Genomic DNA, 15,876 nt, shown 5'->3' on the forward strand with positions numbered 1-15,876 from the left:
ACAAGCGCCGCGGGACACACCCAACGCGACACGAACCGGAGAATTTCTTCGACCCGTGGGACGTGCGGGGAGCGGCCCGTGCCGCTCAAACCCGCGACCTAGCCGGCCAAGGTCGCAGTAGGTAATGCACTAGAAGTGATCAACGCCCCCGTGCCGCCAACAGGCATTGCCAGCAATGTAGATAATGAAGGCGCCGATGCCGCCATTGGCGAGCCGCTAGGCGAGAGGTGACAGTGTGACGACGCCCCGAGAGCGATTTAGCACCCAGGTTTCCGCAGCGGTGCAAGCGCGTGCGCGAGCGACTGTGCGAGGGATGATCGCGAGCCGCGATCCCGACTATTCCCTTGCACAGTTCACAGAGGATGCGCTCGAGGCGCACTGTCGGAAGCTCGAAGCCAAGTACAACGACAAGGAGCCTTGGCCTGAGGCCAGGCGTCAACTACGAAGAGGTCCACGCGTTCGTTGATCGAACAGGTCCGCAACATCGGCTGTCTTTGCTATGCGGATGCGTCGCGGCGTGATCGCTCGCGTTCGGGCGACAGCCGCGCGAACCGCCATTCGCCGAGCTCCTGCGCTAGCGATGCAGACGCGCTGAGCCAGTCGCCGTCCGGGCAACGCTCGAACTCGTTGCCTCACTCCCCTGGCGGAGCAGCTCGCGGAGCGGGTCCATCGGCACCCTGATCAACTTGCCGATCCGGAGCAGCGGCGTCGGCCACTGCCCCTCGCGAACCAGCCGGTAGGCCATTGTTCGGCCGATGCCGAGCATCCGAGCGGCAGTCAACAGATCTACAGCGATCGGCGCCTCGTCGTGATCGATCGTGGTCATGCCAGTCACCTCCAGAGTCGGCGCCTTGGACAGGCCCATCTACCCCGGACAAGCGGTGTGGCACCCCCCAAACGCGACACGGTATGGAAGGTTTCTGAGATCTGATGCCGTGGATGACCGGTCAGGTCAGACGCAAGCGCTCGCGGCGCCGGCGATACAGAGCCTCGTCGTAAGTCACACGGTCTCCCGTCACCACGCCCGCTATGACGTCGGCAACCGCCGAGTCCTCCGCGTCGCTCGACTCCCACTCCCGGTTCTCGACGACGACAAGCCCGCCGGCGCGAATGACGCTGATCGAAAGGGCGTCTGCGCGCGCTCGCTGGCGCACCCTACGTCGCCACGCGACGAAGTCACCCGGCACCGACTCGACCGGAAAGTGGACCGAGCCGTCGCGTCGTGCGGCGTCCACGATCCCGCCGAAGTCCGTGATCGCAGGACGGCTCATGTGGCCATAGTGGCACTGCAGCGCCACTTGAACGACCCGCCGAGGGTCAGACCCTTCATAAGCCCGCAGGAGGTGACGTGCCGGGGGGTCAAATGTCGCCACGTGACGCCCCTTGCCGGGGTCGAATGAGGGTCACACGCCCGATTGGAGCCTTCCTCGACCGGCGATGATGCCCGAGATTGCTGGGATTGATGAGTGGAGCTGAGGGGACTCGAACCCCTGACCCCCACACTGCCAGTGTGGTGCGCTACCAGCTGCGCCACAGCCCCAAACCTGGTTCGCGCGGCCACCGCCCGAACCGAAGGGCAATGCTACACGGCGCGCGGCAGCAACCCGCACACGCGACCCGACGCCTGCCTCAACCGCGGTAGGCGATCACGGCACCGGCCGTCGCGACCAGGCGCAGGCCGCCCGGCGCCTGCGTCGACACCGCGAGCGGCACGACCGGTGGAACATCTGCCGCCGGCCGCCCCTGCAGGTCGCAGCTGGCGATCACCTCGCCGACATGTGCCGGAGTAGAGCGCGGCGTCTCGGCGAACTCGCGCCGTTGCCGGCACCAGAAGCTCTCGCCGGCACGCGGCGACCGGACCGCGCCGGTGACCACGTCGAGCACGACCGGGCCGGCGGGCACGCGCAGCAGCACCGCACGGTCCGAGACGGCCACGCCGCCCGCGCCTGCCCCCGGCGCCAACGTGGTGGCGGCGCCGAACGAGCGTGACCAGAGCACCCGGCCGCCTTCCGGATCGAAGCCCTGCACCCGAACCGAGAAGCCCGACGTGGTGACCGTCGGCGCCCGGCCTGCCGTGCCGGCGTGATAGGTGATCGTCCCGGTGTACCGGCACCACACCGGGGTCGGCGGATCTGCGCCCAGCCACAGCGACGAACCGCACCCGATGGACGTGCCATGCTGCTGCCACCAGAGCCGGCCGTCCCCGATGTCGAAACCGGCGGTGAGCACGTCGCGCCCGGCGTGGATCGTCCAGGCCCGCCTGGTCACCGTTCCCGGGGGAATGCGCTGCAGCGTCCCCACATACATGTCGCCGTACTTCTCGAAGTCCCATCCGTTGTCGGTGGTGTAGCCGGGGTCGAACAGGTTCACGACGTCCTGGCCCCACACGTACTTGCCGTGGGCCCAGTGCTCGATGGACTCCGGGTTCCGGCTCAGCGGGTCGACCAGCCCGTCCCCCAGCCCGCGAGAGCCCTGCGCCACGGCCCGAAGCCGGCCCGAGCGCGGATCGAGCCGGTAGCGCCGGGGCGGTCCGGAGGGCACGGACGCGGCGGCGCACGGCACCGGGTCCGCCTCCGAACACGCAGCAGGAGTGTCCAGCCAGGTCATCGGCACCGACCGGGCACGGATCCGACCGGTGGCGGCGTCCACCAGCAGCAACCGCGCCCGGAAGGTATGCGGCGCCATCGACCCGAAGAACGCCACCTGCCCGTGCACCTCGGACACCTGCAGCGCAACGCCCGGAGTGGTCCCGGACGTGGACGCGCTGCGGCGCCACAGCATCCGGCCGGTCCGTGCATCCAGGCCGTACAGGTACAGGTGTGCACCGGTGTCGCCGTACACGAGGGCAGTCGTACCGATCACGCTCACCGGCGACACCGGCCGCACGCCGCGCGAGGCCCAGACCCGCACCGGCGCTGCCGGCGCGGGCGACGTGGTAGCGGGAGACGTGGCTGCGGGCGGAGCCGGCGCGCGGGAAGTCCCGGACGGCGCGGAGCCGGATCGCGAGGCGGTGGCCACCGGCCACCGGCGGCCACCGCCGCCCGTGCATCCCGCGCAGACGCACGCAGCGATCAGGGCCGCCACCATCCCGGATAAACCACGCATAGCGGCACGCTAGCAACGGGTCGGCGCTGCGCCCGGCGGTTATCCACAGGGCAGCGGGGGCCGCGCGATTGCGACACGCCGAAGCCGTAGACCCCCCTAAAGACGGGACCTCCAGCCGCGTCACCCATACTGGAGCCAGCAACACACCGACGATCAAGGGAGATTCCCGTGAACCGCAAGGAACTGGTGGCAGCCGTCGCCGACGCCGCGGACCTGGAGCAGAAGACGGTCGACGCTGTCCTGCGTGGCCTGCAGTCGACGCTCGAGGGCGCGGCCGCCAAGGGCGAGAAGGTCAGCGTGCCTGGCTTCTTCGCCATGTCGGTCGGCAAGCGTGCCGCCCGCGAGGGCCGCAACCCGGCCACCGGCGAGACGATCCAGATCGCCGCCGCCAACACCGTCAAGTTCACCGCAGGCAGCGCCCTGAAGGACGCCGCCAACAAGTAGCACGTCAGCACGGACGAAGGGCCGGCCCCGCGCGAGCGAGGCCGGCCCTTCGTGCGTCGAGAACGTCAGGGAGTGGCGGTCCCGCTCGGCGATGTCGAGGCGGTACCGGACGCAGTCGCGCTGCCGGTCCCTGACGGGGACGTGGTCGGCGACGGCGACGGCGCCGGGCCCTTCGCGTCGGCGGCGGCGATCGCGGCCTGCAGGGTGGCCAGCGAGTGGTCGGCCAGCTTCTTGCCGTTGACGTACACCGTCGGCGTCGAGTTGACGCCCTTCTGGCTGGCCTTGTCGGTCATCGCGGCCACCAGCGCCTTGTGCTCCTCGCCGGTCACGCACGAGCCGAACGTCGTCGACGCATCCGTGGGGATCCCGGCCGCGGTGGCGTAGGTGATCAGGTTGCCGTTCGTGCGACCGTTGGAGTTCTCCTCGGGCTGCACGAGCTTGCCCTGTTTGTCCTTGCCGTAAAGGTAGTTGTGGTACGCGACGAAGAAGTCGACGCTGACGTCCGAGGCGCACAGCGCGGCGTTGGCCGCGCGCGAGGAGTACCGGTTCCCGTTCGAGGCGCCGTCCAGGATCGCGATCGGGTGGAACCGCACCTGCGCCAGGTTCGCCTTCACGTCCGCGTCCAGCTTCGCGTGCACGTCCTGCTCGAACTGCTGGCACACCGGGCACTGGAAGTCCTCGTAGATATCCACGGTGGCCGCGGCCTTCTTGCCGTACACGACGCCGTTGGTGACCGACGCGTTCGTCGCGGTCAGGTCGCCCGCGATCTTCGCCCGGCCGGCCTGCACGCCGATGCCGATCACCGATACCAGGATCACCACGATCGCCAGCGACGAATTCACGTACAGCGCCCGCTCGCGCGCCTGCTTGCGTCGCGCCTCGAGTATCGCGTTGTACTTGCGCGCGCCGCCCTGTGAACGCATCCGCTTCGGCGACGGCGGTTCCACGTAGTCGTGCCGGGTCAGGTACTCCTCGAGCGAGAGCCGGGTCATCGACCAGATCACGAGGAACACCGCAAGGATCAGCAGCCCGATGTCGCGCAGGATGTCCAGCGTGTACGTGGTGTTCTGCGTCGACCCGCCGCCGCCGAAGCAGCCACAGCTCAGCTGCAGATCACGCGCGGCGGCCTGGATGAGCCCGACGAGGAACACCACGAACAGCAGCGCGGACACCGCGGCCGACAACCGCACCGCGATGCCGATGATCAGCAGCACGCCCAAGCAGAACTCCAGCACCGGCAGCCCGTAGCCGATCGCCTTGGACAGCCACTCCGGCGTCGCGTCGTACGCGCGCACCGCCTGGACGAAGGTCCGTGGCGAGTGCAGCTTGGACCAGCTGGCCCAGATCCACACCACGCCGAGGACGAGCCGGGCTACGGTTCCGAGCCAACCTCGGACGGTGATCCAGTTCACGAGCCGTGATTCTGCCGTAGTCGTCCCCATGGCCTACGACTTGGCCACGATCGGCAGGTCGTGGGCCATCTGCGCAGCCTCGTTCCCGTCGCCGCCGGAGTACACGTAGGACACCCGCGCGTAGTCGTCCGGCCCGTACAGCAGCACCTGCGTCGAGTGCGTCTGCCCGTCGTCCTCGGCCACCAGGATGTGCGCCGCCGCCTGCGCCGCGTCGATCTGCGCCTGCGTGCCACGCAGCCCGACGAACGTTGCGGCGACCCCGCCGTCGAAGTTGTGCAGCCACTGGGTGAGCACCGGCCCGGTGTCGCGCTTGACGTCGGTGGACACGAACACCACGTACGTCTGCTTCTGCACCGCCGCCGGGACCTTGAGCAGCGCGTTGTGGATGTCGGCCATCGTCGTCGGGCACACGTCGGGGCAGTTGGTGTAGCCGAAGAACAGCAGCGTCGGGTGACCTGCGGTCTGCGTGCCGAACGCGAACGGCTTGCCGTGGGTGTCGGTGAGGGTGAACGACGGCCGGGGCCGCGGCGTGTCCAGCCCGAAGCCCTGGTACAGCCCGGACGCCGTGTGGTCGTTCAGGCTCGACGGCTTCGGGTCGCGGCCGCCGGAACTCGAGCACGCGGCCAGCGCAAGCAGCGCGGCGGTCAGGAGGGCGAGAACGCGCTTCACCTGCTGCCTCCTGGGGACGGTGCGTTCGATCCGGTCGGGGCCGGCGCACCGAGCGCGACCACCGGCGCGGACACGTCGATCGTGCCGGCGCGCTCGAAGGTCAGCGCCAGGTTCACGCTCTGGCCGGGTTCGAGCTTGCCGAACAGTTGCTCGATCATCACATGCCCCTTCGCGACCGACAGGACCAGCTTGCCGTGTGCCGGGATCACCACGCCGTTCGCGACCGCGGTCATCGCCCCGTCCACGATCGTGTGCAGCACGGACGTCCGCCCGGCGCCGGAGACCACCGACAGCAACCGATCGTCGGCACCGCTGGTGTTGTAGACGGTGAAGTACGCGGCCGCGCTGTCCGTCGGCGGCGCAGGCTCGCGCACCCAGGCTCCGCTGACCACGATCGGCGCCGAGTTGCTGGTGCCCTCGTTGCCGCCTGGGAGGCCGAGCGGCACGGCACCGCGGATCAGGCCCGCGGCGCCGAGGGCGGCGACGGCGAGCCCGGCAACGACGGTGGGCAGCGGGACACGCATCAGCCTTTGACCGCCTTCGCACGCGAGACGAACGCGAACCCGAGCGCGCCCGCAGCAACGACGAGCGCGATCACCGCGAGCACGATGGCTCCGGTGTCACTACCGCCGTCGCTGCTGCTGGACGCCGCCGCCTGCGGCGCCGCGGACTGTCCCGCCTTGGCGAGCGTGAGCGTCGGCTTCGGGTGATCCGGTTCGGCGCTGCTGCCCGGCGCGGCGGTCTGGTTCCAGTTGACGACGCTTCCGTCGCTGTAGGTCTGGATCGTCGCGAACGCCAGGGTGTCGGTCCTCGGCAGCGGGCCGGCGCTCACCAGGAACTGGTCGAACTCCCCCGGCTTGATCGCATCGGCCGCGCTGTCGGCGGTCCAGTCGATCTCGGCGACCGCCTCGGTGATCGAGTCGCCGTCGTCGGTGGTGACCGGCTTGTCGAGCTTGGCGGTGATGGTCTTGAACGTCCAGCCCGGGTGCGGTTGCACGAGCACCGACGCGATCGGGGTGTCCGTCGGGAACCGCACCTGCACCTTGGTGGTGCTCGCCGTCGCGCTCTCGGTCGGCACGCGGAACGTGAGCACCGAGTACCCGCCCTGCGTCGCGCCGGGGGCGTTCACCGTGACGTGCGCCGAGGCCGCCCCGGCGAAGCCGATCACGGCGGCAAACGTGACGGCGAGGACGAACAGGAGGCGCTTTCGCAAGGTGATGCCCTTCTAGTTGAGGCGGATCTTGACGTCGACGGTGATGGCGTCGAACGTGCCGGTGGAGACGACGAGGCTGAACACCCAGGTGCCGGCGGCGGGCAGGTTGACGCTGTCCGAGCCGTACAGGTCGGTGCCGTTGGCGGTGAGCTTGATCGGGATCGGGCCGATCTTCTTGGCCGGCTGCAGCGCGGTGGCGGTCACCCCGGTGGCCTTGGTGCCGGGGCTGAGCGCGACCGCCGCGGTCACCGGCCCGTGCACGCCGGGTTCGACGGTGACGGTGACCGACCGTCCGTCGCCGAGCGGCGCGGACCCGGACACGGCCGCGCGGTCCTGGGCGGCGAGTGCCTCACGTCCGCGTGGCTGGTCGACCAGGACGGCGGTGGCGGCCAGCACCAGGGCGGCGAGCACCACCTCGACCAGCACGCCGCGCCGCATCCGCTCGTGCTCGACCGGATCCAGGGCGCTGTCCTCGGCGGCTGCTACCTCGGTGCCCGCCGCGTCCGTGTTCGCGTAGGCCAGCGGCATCCGTACCAGCCGGCGCTGGACGGTGCGGCGGGACAGGTCCGCCACCGCGATCAGGCCGAGGAACAGCAGCACCTTCAGACTGACCAGCCGTCCGTAGTCGGTACCCAGGATCGCGCGCAGCGAGCCGATGCCGCGCCAGGCCGCGTAGGTGCCGGTGACAGCCAGCGTCACCACCGCGGTGAACGCAACCCGCGAGAACACCGGCAGCGCGGTCCGCAGTTCGTCCGGTTCTCGGCGCGGCAGCAATGCGCCCACCACCAGTACCAGCCCGCCGACCCACGCGGACATCGCGCACAGGTGCAGCACGTCGGCGGTGAGCGACAGCCAGCGCGGATTGGTGGTCTCGGCGTGCCCGGTGGCCGAGTACGTGATCGCGACGCCGATCAGCAGCGGCCAGGCGGCGTCCTCGAACCAGGCTCGGCGGCGCACCGGTTGCAGCGCAGACCCGAGCAGTACCCCGAGCGCGCCCAGGATCAGCAGCCGGCCGCAGTGGAACTGGCCGTAGTCGGTGTGCAGCGTGCCGTCCAGCAGGCTCCAGTCGGCGACCTTGGACAGCCCGGTGCCGGCGGCGTACGGACCCTGCAGCAGCAGCTCGGCCACTGCGCCGGCCGTGGCCATCGCCCAGCCGGTCCACACGATGCGGACGGCGCGCCGGTCGTCCCGCCCCTGCGGCCAGACCGTCAGCAGCAGCCACACCCCGCCGAGCAGCGCGAAGCCGCCGTAGGACACCCAGCGCACCACGTCGAACACCGCGCTGGTGACGCCGTTGGTCGTCCCGCTCGACACGCTCGTCGCCGTCAGCACCCCGTTGCCGACGACGAAGCGCACCACGCCGGCGACCGGGTGCGAGTCGGCCGAGATGATCCGGAAGCTCTCGGTGTAGGTGCCGTCGCCGAGTCCGGGCTTGAGCTTGTTGGCGATCTTGCTGCCGTCGTTGCCGGGGTGGAACGCGGCGCCGGTGTCCACGCGGCGGCCGGTCTGGTCGGTGACGCGCAGGTAGCCCAGGCTGCCCAGCGTCACCGGCTCGTCGAAGGTGATGCTCACCTCCGCCGGCGCGGCCTTGAGCCGCGTGCCGTCGGACGGGGACGACTCGACGACCGACGCGTGCGCCTGCGCCGTGCCGGCGAAAGCGAGCGCCCCACCGAACAGCAGGAGCAGGAACAGCCCCGCCTTCGCTATGCGCGAGCTGTTCTTGCCGGGGTCCCCGCGAAAGTGCGGAGCGCTTCTTGCGGAGCAGTTTCGTGGGGTGGTGTTCATGCGACGCCACGGAGGTTGGGGCGGCCACGCTCGTCGTCGGCGCCGGATGCGGCGAACCGGCCCGGCGGCAGTGCCCGGTGCGCCCGGTCCAGCGCGATCAGCAGCAGCAGCCCGGTCAGCGCGGCCAGGTGCGTGCTGATCCGCCCGATCGACACGGCGCCGGCCGCGATGTCGTGCACGCTCAGCACGCCGAGCACCACGATGAAGGTGACCAGCAGCGGGATCAGCCCCGCCGCCCGCCGCGGCGCCACGGCACTGGCCAGGAACGCGACCGCGATCGCCATGTTCCACGCGGCGCCCTCGTGTGCCGCGTGCATCGACATCGCCATGCCCAGGCTGTCGCCGGTGAGCGCCGGCACCGCGATCGCCAACTGCACGATCCCGACGGCGAACAGGGCAATCCGCAGGACCAGGCGGCGACGAAGCACTCGGCGGGCAGGAAGTGCGATGTCGCGCGTGAGCGTCTCGGCGAGGTCAGGCGCGTCGGCAGTGCCCAACCGCAGTTGACGGGTCAGCCGGGTGGCGTCCTCGACCCATCGGGCACAATCGAGACAGGTGGCGAGATGGTGGTCGAGCACCGAGACGGACATGCCGATCGGCTCGCCGTCCAGGCGAGCGGACGCCGCCTCGCGGAACCGGTCACACCTCACGCAAGCATTAGTCGGCCAGACTGGCCGGAAAGTTCCCGCGGTGACGCGGGTCACGCAGAGGACGGCGATGGACGAGCAGCCGGATGAGGCCACCACGGCCGCGCTGCGCGCACGCCGTGGCGAGGCCGCCGCCGCGACCGCCTTCGTCCGGCTCACCCAGGCCGACGTGTGGCGGCTGTGCCGCAACCTCGGTTCGCCGGCAAGCGCCGACGACCTGACCCAGGAGACGTACGCGCGCGCCTTCGCATCGCTGCACCGGTTCGTCGGCCGCTCGTCGGCCCGCACCTGGCTGCTCGCGATCGCCCGGCGGGTGTGTGCCGACGCGGTGCGGGCCGCGGTGCGCGAGCGCGCCGCGGCAGCCGACGCGGCAACCCGGGCCGACCCGGCGGACACCGGCCGCGCGAGCAACGATCCGGCCGAATCCGTTGCGCTGCGGGCGATGCTGGACCGGCTCGATCACGATCGCCGCGAGGCGTTCGTGCTCACCCAACTGGTCGGGCTGTCCTACGCGGAGGCGGCCGACGTGTGCGGCTGCCCGGTCGGGACGGTTCGCTCGCGGGTTGCGCGGGCGCGCGCCGACCTGGTCGACGCGTTCGGCGGGCGGCGGCAGCGCTCAGCCAGCAACTGACGGGGCCTGCGGGCGACCGGCGGCCGCCCGCACCGATCAGCCGGCCGACTGGGTCAGCTGAGCGGGCTCGGCCGCGGTCAGCTTCGCCCGGATCTCGCGGGTGACGAAGTGCTCGGCGACGAAGGACATCGTCGGGATGGTGCCGGCGAGCATCACCAGCACGATGCGGGTCAGCGGCCAGCGCACCTTGAGCCCCAGGTTGAGCACGGTCGCCACGTACACCAGGTACAGGTAGCCGTGCGCGACCCACAGCAGACCGGTACCCGGCTCCATGTGCTTGACGTGCGCGACGTCCTTGAGAATCAAGGCGATCGTGCCCGCCAGCAGCACGACGCCGGTGGTGAACGCCATGATCCGGAAGCGCAGCAGCGCGCCGCCGATCCGCGACCGGGTGACAGTCGGTGTGCCCACTCAGCTCTCCTCGTCGGCGTAACCGGCGGTGCGATTCAGCCCGGCCAGGTACGCGTTGTACGCCGCATGCGTGTCGTCACCCGCCGGGGGCGGGGCGTCGGCGCTCTGCGGCATGACGTACCGACGGTAGGCCACCGGCTCGGCAAGCTGTGGCAGCGGCTCGGTCGGGTGTGACCCGGACGAGGTGTACCTGCCGCTTGCCGCGTCGCGCAGGATCCGCAGCCACATGCCGAGCGTGAACACCGCGAACGCCCACCACTGCAGGGCGTAACCGAAGTTCTGCAACGAGAAGTGCTTGGCGTTCGAGACGTCCAGCTGCCAGTGCCCGAGGAAGCCCATCGTGACCGCCCCCGCGAGCACCAGCAGGTGCCCGAACACCCACTTGGGCGCGAGGACGAAGCGGTAGCTGCGCGGCACGACCCAACGGTACGTCACACCGCGCAGCCACCCGGGCCGCAATCAGGAGGTCCTCGGTCAGCGCACCACGCGCACCCGCACCCGGCGCGTGGTGTGCACCCCCGTGTTGTCCCACGCCGTCTCGGTGATCGTGTAGCGGCCGGTCCTGCTGTAGCGGTGCTTGACCGCACTGCCGGTGGCCCGGTGGTGATCGCCGAAGTTCCAGGTGACCCGCACGATTCGCCCGCCGGTGTTGATGTCGCGCGAGCCGTACGCCGTGAACCGGTAGGTGTGGTTGCGGTGTACGCGGGTGCGGCCGTGGAACTGCACCGACAGGGCGCGGCCGACGGTGATCCTGGTGCTGCCCGAGGCGGTACGCCCGTAGCTGTCGCGGATCGTCAGCCGCACTGTGAACGTCCCGGCGTTCCGGAAGGCGTGCACGTTCGAGGTCGTCGCGGCAGTTCCGTCACCGTACGTCCAGGTCCGGCTGGTGATGGTCGCACCGGGCGCCGGCTCGGTGATCCGCGAGCCGAACGCCTCGTTCACCCGCAGCTTCATGACCGACGGGTGGCTGACCGCGACGGCCGGCTGGGTCGACCGGAACACCTGCAGGCCGCGCGGGGTCCCCACGCCGGACGCGCCGTCGTAGCCGGTGAGAGCGTTGCACTCGCCGCTGATCGGCTGCCCGCTCTGCTCGCTGCCGTCGTGCGGGTAGCTGCAGTCCAGCAGCCCGGCCCACCCCTGGCCCTGCGGCGGGTTCTCGGCGTCGTGCTGCGTCGAACCGTTCTGCAGGTTGTTCGGGTTCCCGGTGGACGGTGCGGTCTCGTCCTGCAGCGCGGTCGAGCAGCTCGTCGTGTCGTCACCCGCGCACCAGCCGTTGCCGCCGGTCTGCACGTCGTAGGTCGACGTCGGGTGGAACCGGTAGTTGTCGTACAGGTTCTGTGCCGGGTACGCCACGCCACCGGAGCCACCGGCCAGCGCCCACATCGCGGCCACCAGCGGCGAGGCCAGGGACGTCCCGCCGATCGTCCCCCAGTGGTTGCCGCCGCCGTACTGGCTGTAGTAGTCGAAGCCGGTCGCCGGGTCGGCCAGCGCCGCGACGTCACCGGTCATCCGCTTGCCCTTGCAGCCGGTCGCGGCGTATCCGCTCGCGGCGGCCTGGAAGCTCATCGCGTTGTAGCGCAGGCTGCACCCGCCGCCTGATGCGCCCTGGCCGCCGAACCAGAACCCGCAGCACATGCCGTTCTGGTCGTCCGCGCCGTTGTCGTTCCAGACCCACTCCTGGTTGCGGCTGCCGTCCGGATTGAGCTCCAGGCCGGTGCCCGCGACGGCGACGACACTCGGGTACGCGGCCGGGGTGTTCGGCATGTCATCGGACGCGCCGGCGTCCGGGCTGGTGGACCCACCGCCCGGGACATCGTTCGCGAAGTCCCAGTTGTACCAACCGTGATCGCCGGTCGACGCGGTGATCACCACGCCCGGGTGCTGGTAGGCGGCCTGGATCGACGGGCTGCCGCCGGCCTCGGGCCCGCCGTAGGAGTTGCTGACGATCCGCGCGCCGAGCCGCACCGCGGAGTTGACCGCGGTCGCCAGGTTCGCGTTGTTCGGTGTGCTCGCCTCGACCAGCAGGATCTTGCACTTGCGACACATCCCGCGTACCGCCTCGATGTCCAGCGCGATCTCTCCCGCCCAGCCGCTGTCGGCCGTGGGCAGGGGGGACCGCGCACCGGCCTGGTTCACCTTGCGGAACGAGGTGGACGTCTCGGCGGGGAAGCCGTAATAGCGGTCGAACGCGTTCAGTTCGGTGAGCGCGTACGGGTCGTCGAAGGCATCGACGATCGCGACCGTCTGGCCGGTCGCGGCCGACGGGTTCACCTGGTACGCGGTGCTCAGGTCGTCCGGTGTGAAACCGCCGCTCGGGCCGGTCTGCACCGAGTCCGGCACCACGTAGCGGATCGCGTGCGGCGTGCTCGCCGGGACCGGCACCCGCTTGAGCCCGAAGCAGGCCGACTCGCCCGGCTTGGGCTGCCCGCACAACGGGGCGATCCTCGCGTAGTGGACCGTGCCGGTGGCCGCAGCCTGCGGCCGCGGTGCTGGTTCGGTCAGCGGATGCCCCGCCGCCAGCGTCGCGGCGGTGCCCAGCTTCGTGGTGCCCGTCGCCGCGGCGGCCGGCACGGCCGACCCCAGCACGACCGCGAGCACTGCGGTCACCATCCCCAGCCATCGTGCCCAGCTCGTGCGTGATCTGGCCGGATTCGTCGTCCTCGCCATTGTCGTCCCTCCCGGTCGTGCGCGCCTGATCGGCGGCTCGCGTGATGCAGGTGCCAGGATCACGCCGGGAAATACATCCGGGGAAGATTTTGGGCCGAGGTTGGCGCAGATTGATGATGCCGCGGGCGGCGGCACGAAACGGGACGAAGCGGACCGGGATGCCGGGTCGGACCGGCCGGACTCAGACGGCGACGGGCGCCTTGATCGCCGGGTGGTGCTGGTAGCCGACGACGTCGAAGTCCTCGTAGGCGTAGTCGAACAGGCTCGCGGCGCGGCGCAGCGCCAGCGACGGGAACGGGAACGGCGCGCGCGCCAGCTGGATGCCCACCTGTTCGACGTGGTTGTCGTAGATGTGGCAGTCGCCGCCCGTCCAGATGAACTCGCCGACGTCCAGGCCGACCTGCTCGGCGATCAGGTGCGTGAGCAGCGCGTAGCTGGCGATGTTGAACGGGACGCCGAGGAACAGGTCGGCGCTGCGCTGGTACAGCTGGCAGGACAGCCGGCCGTCGGCGACGTAGAACTGGAAGAACGCATGGCACGGCGGCAGCGCCATGTCCGCCAGCTCGCCGACGTTCCACGCGGACACGATCAGGCGACGCGAGTCCGGGTTGCTGCGCAGCTGGTCGAGCAGGCCACTGATCTGGTCGATGCGCCGGCCGTCCGGGGTGGGCCAGGAGCGCCACTGCACGCCGTAGACGGGGCCCAGCTCGCCGTCCGGGCCGGCCCATTCGTCCCAGATCGTGACGCCGTGATCCTGCAGCCAGCGCACGTTCGACTCGCCGCGCAGGAACCAGAGCAGCTCGTAGGCGACCGAACGGAAGTGCACCCGCTTGGTGGTGATGAGCGGGAAGCCGGCGGCCAGGTCGTAGCGCAACTGGTGACCGAAGACGCTGCGCGTGCCGGTACCGGTGCGGTCGCTCTTGTGCGCGCCGGTGTCCAGTACCAGGCGCAGCAGGTCCTCGTACTGGGTGTCGACGCCTGCCATGAGTGGAGCCTAACGCCCGACACCGTCCGCGCCGTCCCGGTTAGCCGCGCGCCGTCACCGCGCCGGTTGCCATCGCTCCGTCACCGCGCCGCTCCCCCCACCGGATGACGAGATCGCGCCCGGCCCAGTTGCCCGCGCGCCGCCCCGGTTGCCCGCGCGCCGTCACCGCGCCGCTCCCCCCACCGGATGACGAGATCGCGCTCGGTTCCCCCACCGGGTGACGAAATCTGGCGCCGGAATTCGGTAACTGCGTGGGGGAAGCGCCGCAAGGCCCGCAGCCACAGAGCCCCTCATGCCGCAGTGGCCCATCAATCGGCGTGTTTGGTGTGCGGCCACACCGTGGCCCAGCCACCGACCGGGCCACGGCAGACGGCCACCGGTTCGCCCTGCTCCTCGTTGTCGACGCCTACGCCGTTGTCCAGCCGGGCGTGCACGGCGCACGAGGCGAACCACCCGCGCAGGTCGTCCAGCTGGCCGCCGACCACCACGGCGATCGTCGCCGAATCCGGCGGACGCCCCTGGAAGTACAACTGGTTCTGCCCGCTGTACACGGCCGGCAGCCCGTACCCGCCGCCATACCGGTCGACCGCGCCGGCCTCGCCGTAGTTGCTGGCGAACGCGATCGCCTGGCCCCGCTCGTCCGGGGTCAGCGTCCGATACACGCCGGCGATCTGCCGCACGTACACCGGCCAGCCGACCGAGTCCTGGGCGGCCTGGTTGATGTCGGGCACCGGTGTCGAGCCCAGTGCGGTCAGCGGGATGAGCGGCAGCGCCACCACGACGCTGACGAGCGCGTTCACCAGTACCGCGGCGACAACCCAACCGCGGCGCGCCCGCGTGCGCATCCACGCGGCCGCGGGCACGCAGCCCGCGGCGTACACCACGGCGAGCAGCCCGAGCGGGTAGTAGAGCTGCGAGCCCATCAGGAAGACCAGCACGAGCAGCACGCCGAAGGACGGGACGAGGAACCGCACCGGACGCCACTGCGGCCGCCGCGCCAGGGCCACCAGGCCGGCGACCCAGATCGGCACCAGCGGGGGGCCGAGCATGAGCAGCAGGAACGGCCACATCTGCGCGTGCACATCGCCCGCGTTGTGGTCGGCCAGCGCACGTCCCATCGTCAGCTGCGGCCAGTCGTGCGTGGCCTGGTAGGCGATGTTCGGCGCCGCGATCAGCAGCGCGAGCAGGCCGCCGGCAAGCACGTGCCGCGACCACAGCACCCGGCGCGGCCCGCTGATCAACACGCCAGCCACCAGCGCGGCGACCAGAACCGCCACGAGCAGCTTGTTGTAGGTACTCACCCCGGCCACCACGCCGGCGGCCAGCCACCAGCGGGGCCGGCCGCGCAGCTGGGCCCGGATCACGAACAGCAGCATCGCCGGCCACACCGGCAGATCGATGCTGGACGTCAGCAGCGTGTGTCCCATGACGAGCGGCACCGACGCGAACGCGTACCCCCACGCAGCCAGTGCCTGCGCGCCGCGTTCGCCGCCGAGTTCGCGTGCGATCAGCGCGATCACCACCACCGACACCGCAGTGGCCACAGTGGCCGGGATCCGCAGCGCCCACGGCTGGTCGGCGAGTGCGCGGAACACGTGCGCGAGCAGCGGGGTCAGCGGCGGCTCGTCGAAATAGCCCCAGCTCGGGTGCAACATCCGGAAGTACAGCTCGTCGCGGTGGTACCCGTACCCCTGGCTCGCCGCGCTGAGCAGGACCACCTGGACGAGGACCGCGGCGAGCACCGGCCGGGCCGCGAACGGCGGCGTCTCCCGCTGCACGCACCGAATCCTCCCGCAACCGGCAAGCCCGTTGTCCCCGCCGCGCCGCGTGGGGCCGTCCGCGGCCATCGGTCGTTGCCACCTCGGCGCCATCGGTCGTTCCCACCTCGGCGCCATCGGTCGTTCCCA

General features: G+C 70.8%; 16 protein-coding genes and 1 tRNA gene. 2 read left to right on the forward strand and 15 right to left on the reverse strand.

What is annotated here, in order from left to right; genetic code table 11:
* Positions 1-574 precede the first annotated feature (574 nt).
* The 4 genes from M6B22_RS07195 to M6B22_RS07210 all read right to left on the reverse strand — a co-directional run bounded on the left by M6B22_RS07195 (position 575) and on the right by M6B22_RS07210 (position 2,868).
* Entirely contained in the window at positions 575-826 is a 252-nt protein-coding gene (locus M6B22_RS07195; RefSeq protein WP_269445084.1) for a helix-turn-helix domain-containing protein, read from the reverse strand.
* 121 nt (positions 827-947) lie between these two features.
* The gene (locus M6B22_RS07200; RefSeq protein WP_269445085.1) at positions 948-1,271 is read right to left on the reverse strand and encodes a hypothetical protein; all 324 of its coding nucleotides are present in this window, start codon (positions 1,269-1,271) and stop codon (positions 948-950) included.
* Between the two features lie 196 nt (positions 1,272-1,467).
* Positions 1,468-1,540, reverse strand: a tRNA-Ala gene (locus M6B22_RS07205).
* An 89-nt stretch (positions 1,541-1,629) separates the two neighbouring features.
* Complete coding sequence (locus M6B22_RS07210; protein WP_269445086.1) at positions 1,630-2,868, reverse strand: hypothetical protein; 1,239 nt, start codon at positions 2,866-2,868, stop codon at positions 1,630-1,632.
* Positions 2,869-3,273: 405 nt separating this feature from the next.
* Between M6B22_RS07210 and M6B22_RS07215 the strand changes: the two genes are divergently transcribed.
* The gene (locus tag M6B22_RS07215) at positions 3,274-3,549 is read left to right on the forward strand and encodes an HU family DNA-binding protein (protein WP_269445087.1); all 276 of its coding nucleotides are present in this window, start codon (positions 3,274-3,276) and stop codon (positions 3,547-3,549) included.
* Positions 3,550-3,614: 65 nt separating this feature from the next.
* On the opposite strand, the gene M6B22_RS07220 is transcribed toward M6B22_RS07215, so the two are convergent.
* From M6B22_RS07220 to M6B22_RS07245, 6 genes are read right to left on the reverse strand one after another with little or no spacing between them, the layout of a single operon-like run.
* Positions 3,615-4,961: a MauE/DoxX family redox-associated membrane protein gene (locus M6B22_RS07220; RefSeq protein ID WP_269445088.1), complete on the reverse strand. Its 1,347-nt coding sequence runs from the start codon at positions 4,959-4,961 to the stop codon at positions 3,615-3,617.
* A gap of 33 nt (positions 4,962-4,994) precedes the next feature.
* Positions 4,995-5,630: an SCO family protein gene (locus tag M6B22_RS07225; protein WP_269445089.1), complete on the reverse strand. Its 636-nt coding sequence runs from the start codon at positions 5,628-5,630 to the stop codon at positions 4,995-4,997.
* Complete coding sequence (locus M6B22_RS07230; protein WP_269445090.1) at positions 5,627-6,154, reverse strand: copper chaperone PCu(A)C; 528 nt, start codon at positions 6,152-6,154, stop codon at positions 5,627-5,629. The genes M6B22_RS07225 and M6B22_RS07230 overlap by 4 nt, the downstream gene beginning before the upstream one ends.
* Positions 6,154-6,843: a YcnI family copper-binding membrane protein gene (locus M6B22_RS07235; RefSeq protein ID WP_269445091.1), complete on the reverse strand. Its 690-nt coding sequence runs from the start codon at positions 6,841-6,843 to the stop codon at positions 6,154-6,156. Before M6B22_RS07235 ends, M6B22_RS07230 begins: the two co-directional genes overlap by 1 nt.
* 12 nt (positions 6,844-6,855) lie before the next feature.
* Positions 6,856-8,628 (reverse strand): copper resistance CopC/CopD family protein, encoded by a 1,773-nt coding sequence (locus M6B22_RS07240; RefSeq protein WP_269445092.1) that lies wholly within the window; start codon positions 8,626-8,628, stop codon positions 6,856-6,858.
* The gene (locus M6B22_RS07245; RefSeq protein WP_269445093.1) at positions 8,625-9,278 is read right to left on the reverse strand and encodes a hypothetical protein; all 654 of its coding nucleotides are present in this window, start codon (positions 9,276-9,278) and stop codon (positions 8,625-8,627) included. Before M6B22_RS07245 ends, M6B22_RS07240 begins: the two co-directional genes overlap by 4 nt.
* Before the next feature lie 67 nt (positions 9,279-9,345).
* Here M6B22_RS07245 and M6B22_RS07250 point away from each other — a divergent pair, with 67 nt between their 5' ends.
* Complete coding sequence (locus M6B22_RS07250) at positions 9,346-9,906, forward strand: sigma-70 family RNA polymerase sigma factor (RefSeq protein ID WP_407935658.1); 561 nt, start codon at positions 9,346-9,348, stop codon at positions 9,904-9,906.
* Positions 9,907-9,942: 36 nt separating this feature from the next.
* Here the strand turns inward: M6B22_RS07250 and M6B22_RS07255 are convergent, their stop codons facing one another.
* From M6B22_RS07255 to M6B22_RS07275, 5 genes are all read right to left on the reverse strand, one after another.
* Positions 9,943-10,317, reverse strand: a complete 375-nt coding sequence (locus M6B22_RS07255; protein ID WP_269445095.1) for a DUF3817 domain-containing protein — start codon at positions 10,315-10,317, stop codon at positions 9,943-9,945.
* Positions 10,318-10,734: a hypothetical protein gene (locus M6B22_RS07260; protein ID WP_269445096.1), complete on the reverse strand. Its 417-nt coding sequence runs from the start codon at positions 10,732-10,734 to the stop codon at positions 10,318-10,320. It lies immediately after the preceding gene.
* 57 nt (positions 10,735-10,791) lie between these two features.
* Positions 10,792-12,927, reverse strand: a complete 2,136-nt coding sequence (locus M6B22_RS07265; RefSeq protein ID WP_269445097.1) for a PKD domain-containing protein — start codon at positions 12,925-12,927, stop codon at positions 10,792-10,794.
* 238 nt (positions 12,928-13,165) lie between these two features.
* Positions 13,166-13,969, reverse strand: a complete 804-nt coding sequence (locus M6B22_RS07270) for a thymidylate synthase (protein WP_269445098.1) — start codon at positions 13,967-13,969, stop codon at positions 13,166-13,168.
* Between the two features lie 308 nt (positions 13,970-14,277).
* Entirely contained in the window at positions 14,278-15,747 is a 1,470-nt protein-coding gene (locus tag M6B22_RS07275) for a glycosyltransferase family 39 protein (RefSeq protein ID WP_269445099.1), read from the reverse strand.
* Positions 15,748-15,876: the final 129 nt, after the last annotated feature.

It is taken from the genome of Jatrophihabitans cynanchi (assembly GCF_027247405.1).
GTDB lineage: Bacteria > Actinomycetota > Actinomycetes > Mycobacteriales > Jatrophihabitantaceae > Jatrophihabitans_B > Jatrophihabitans_B cynanchi.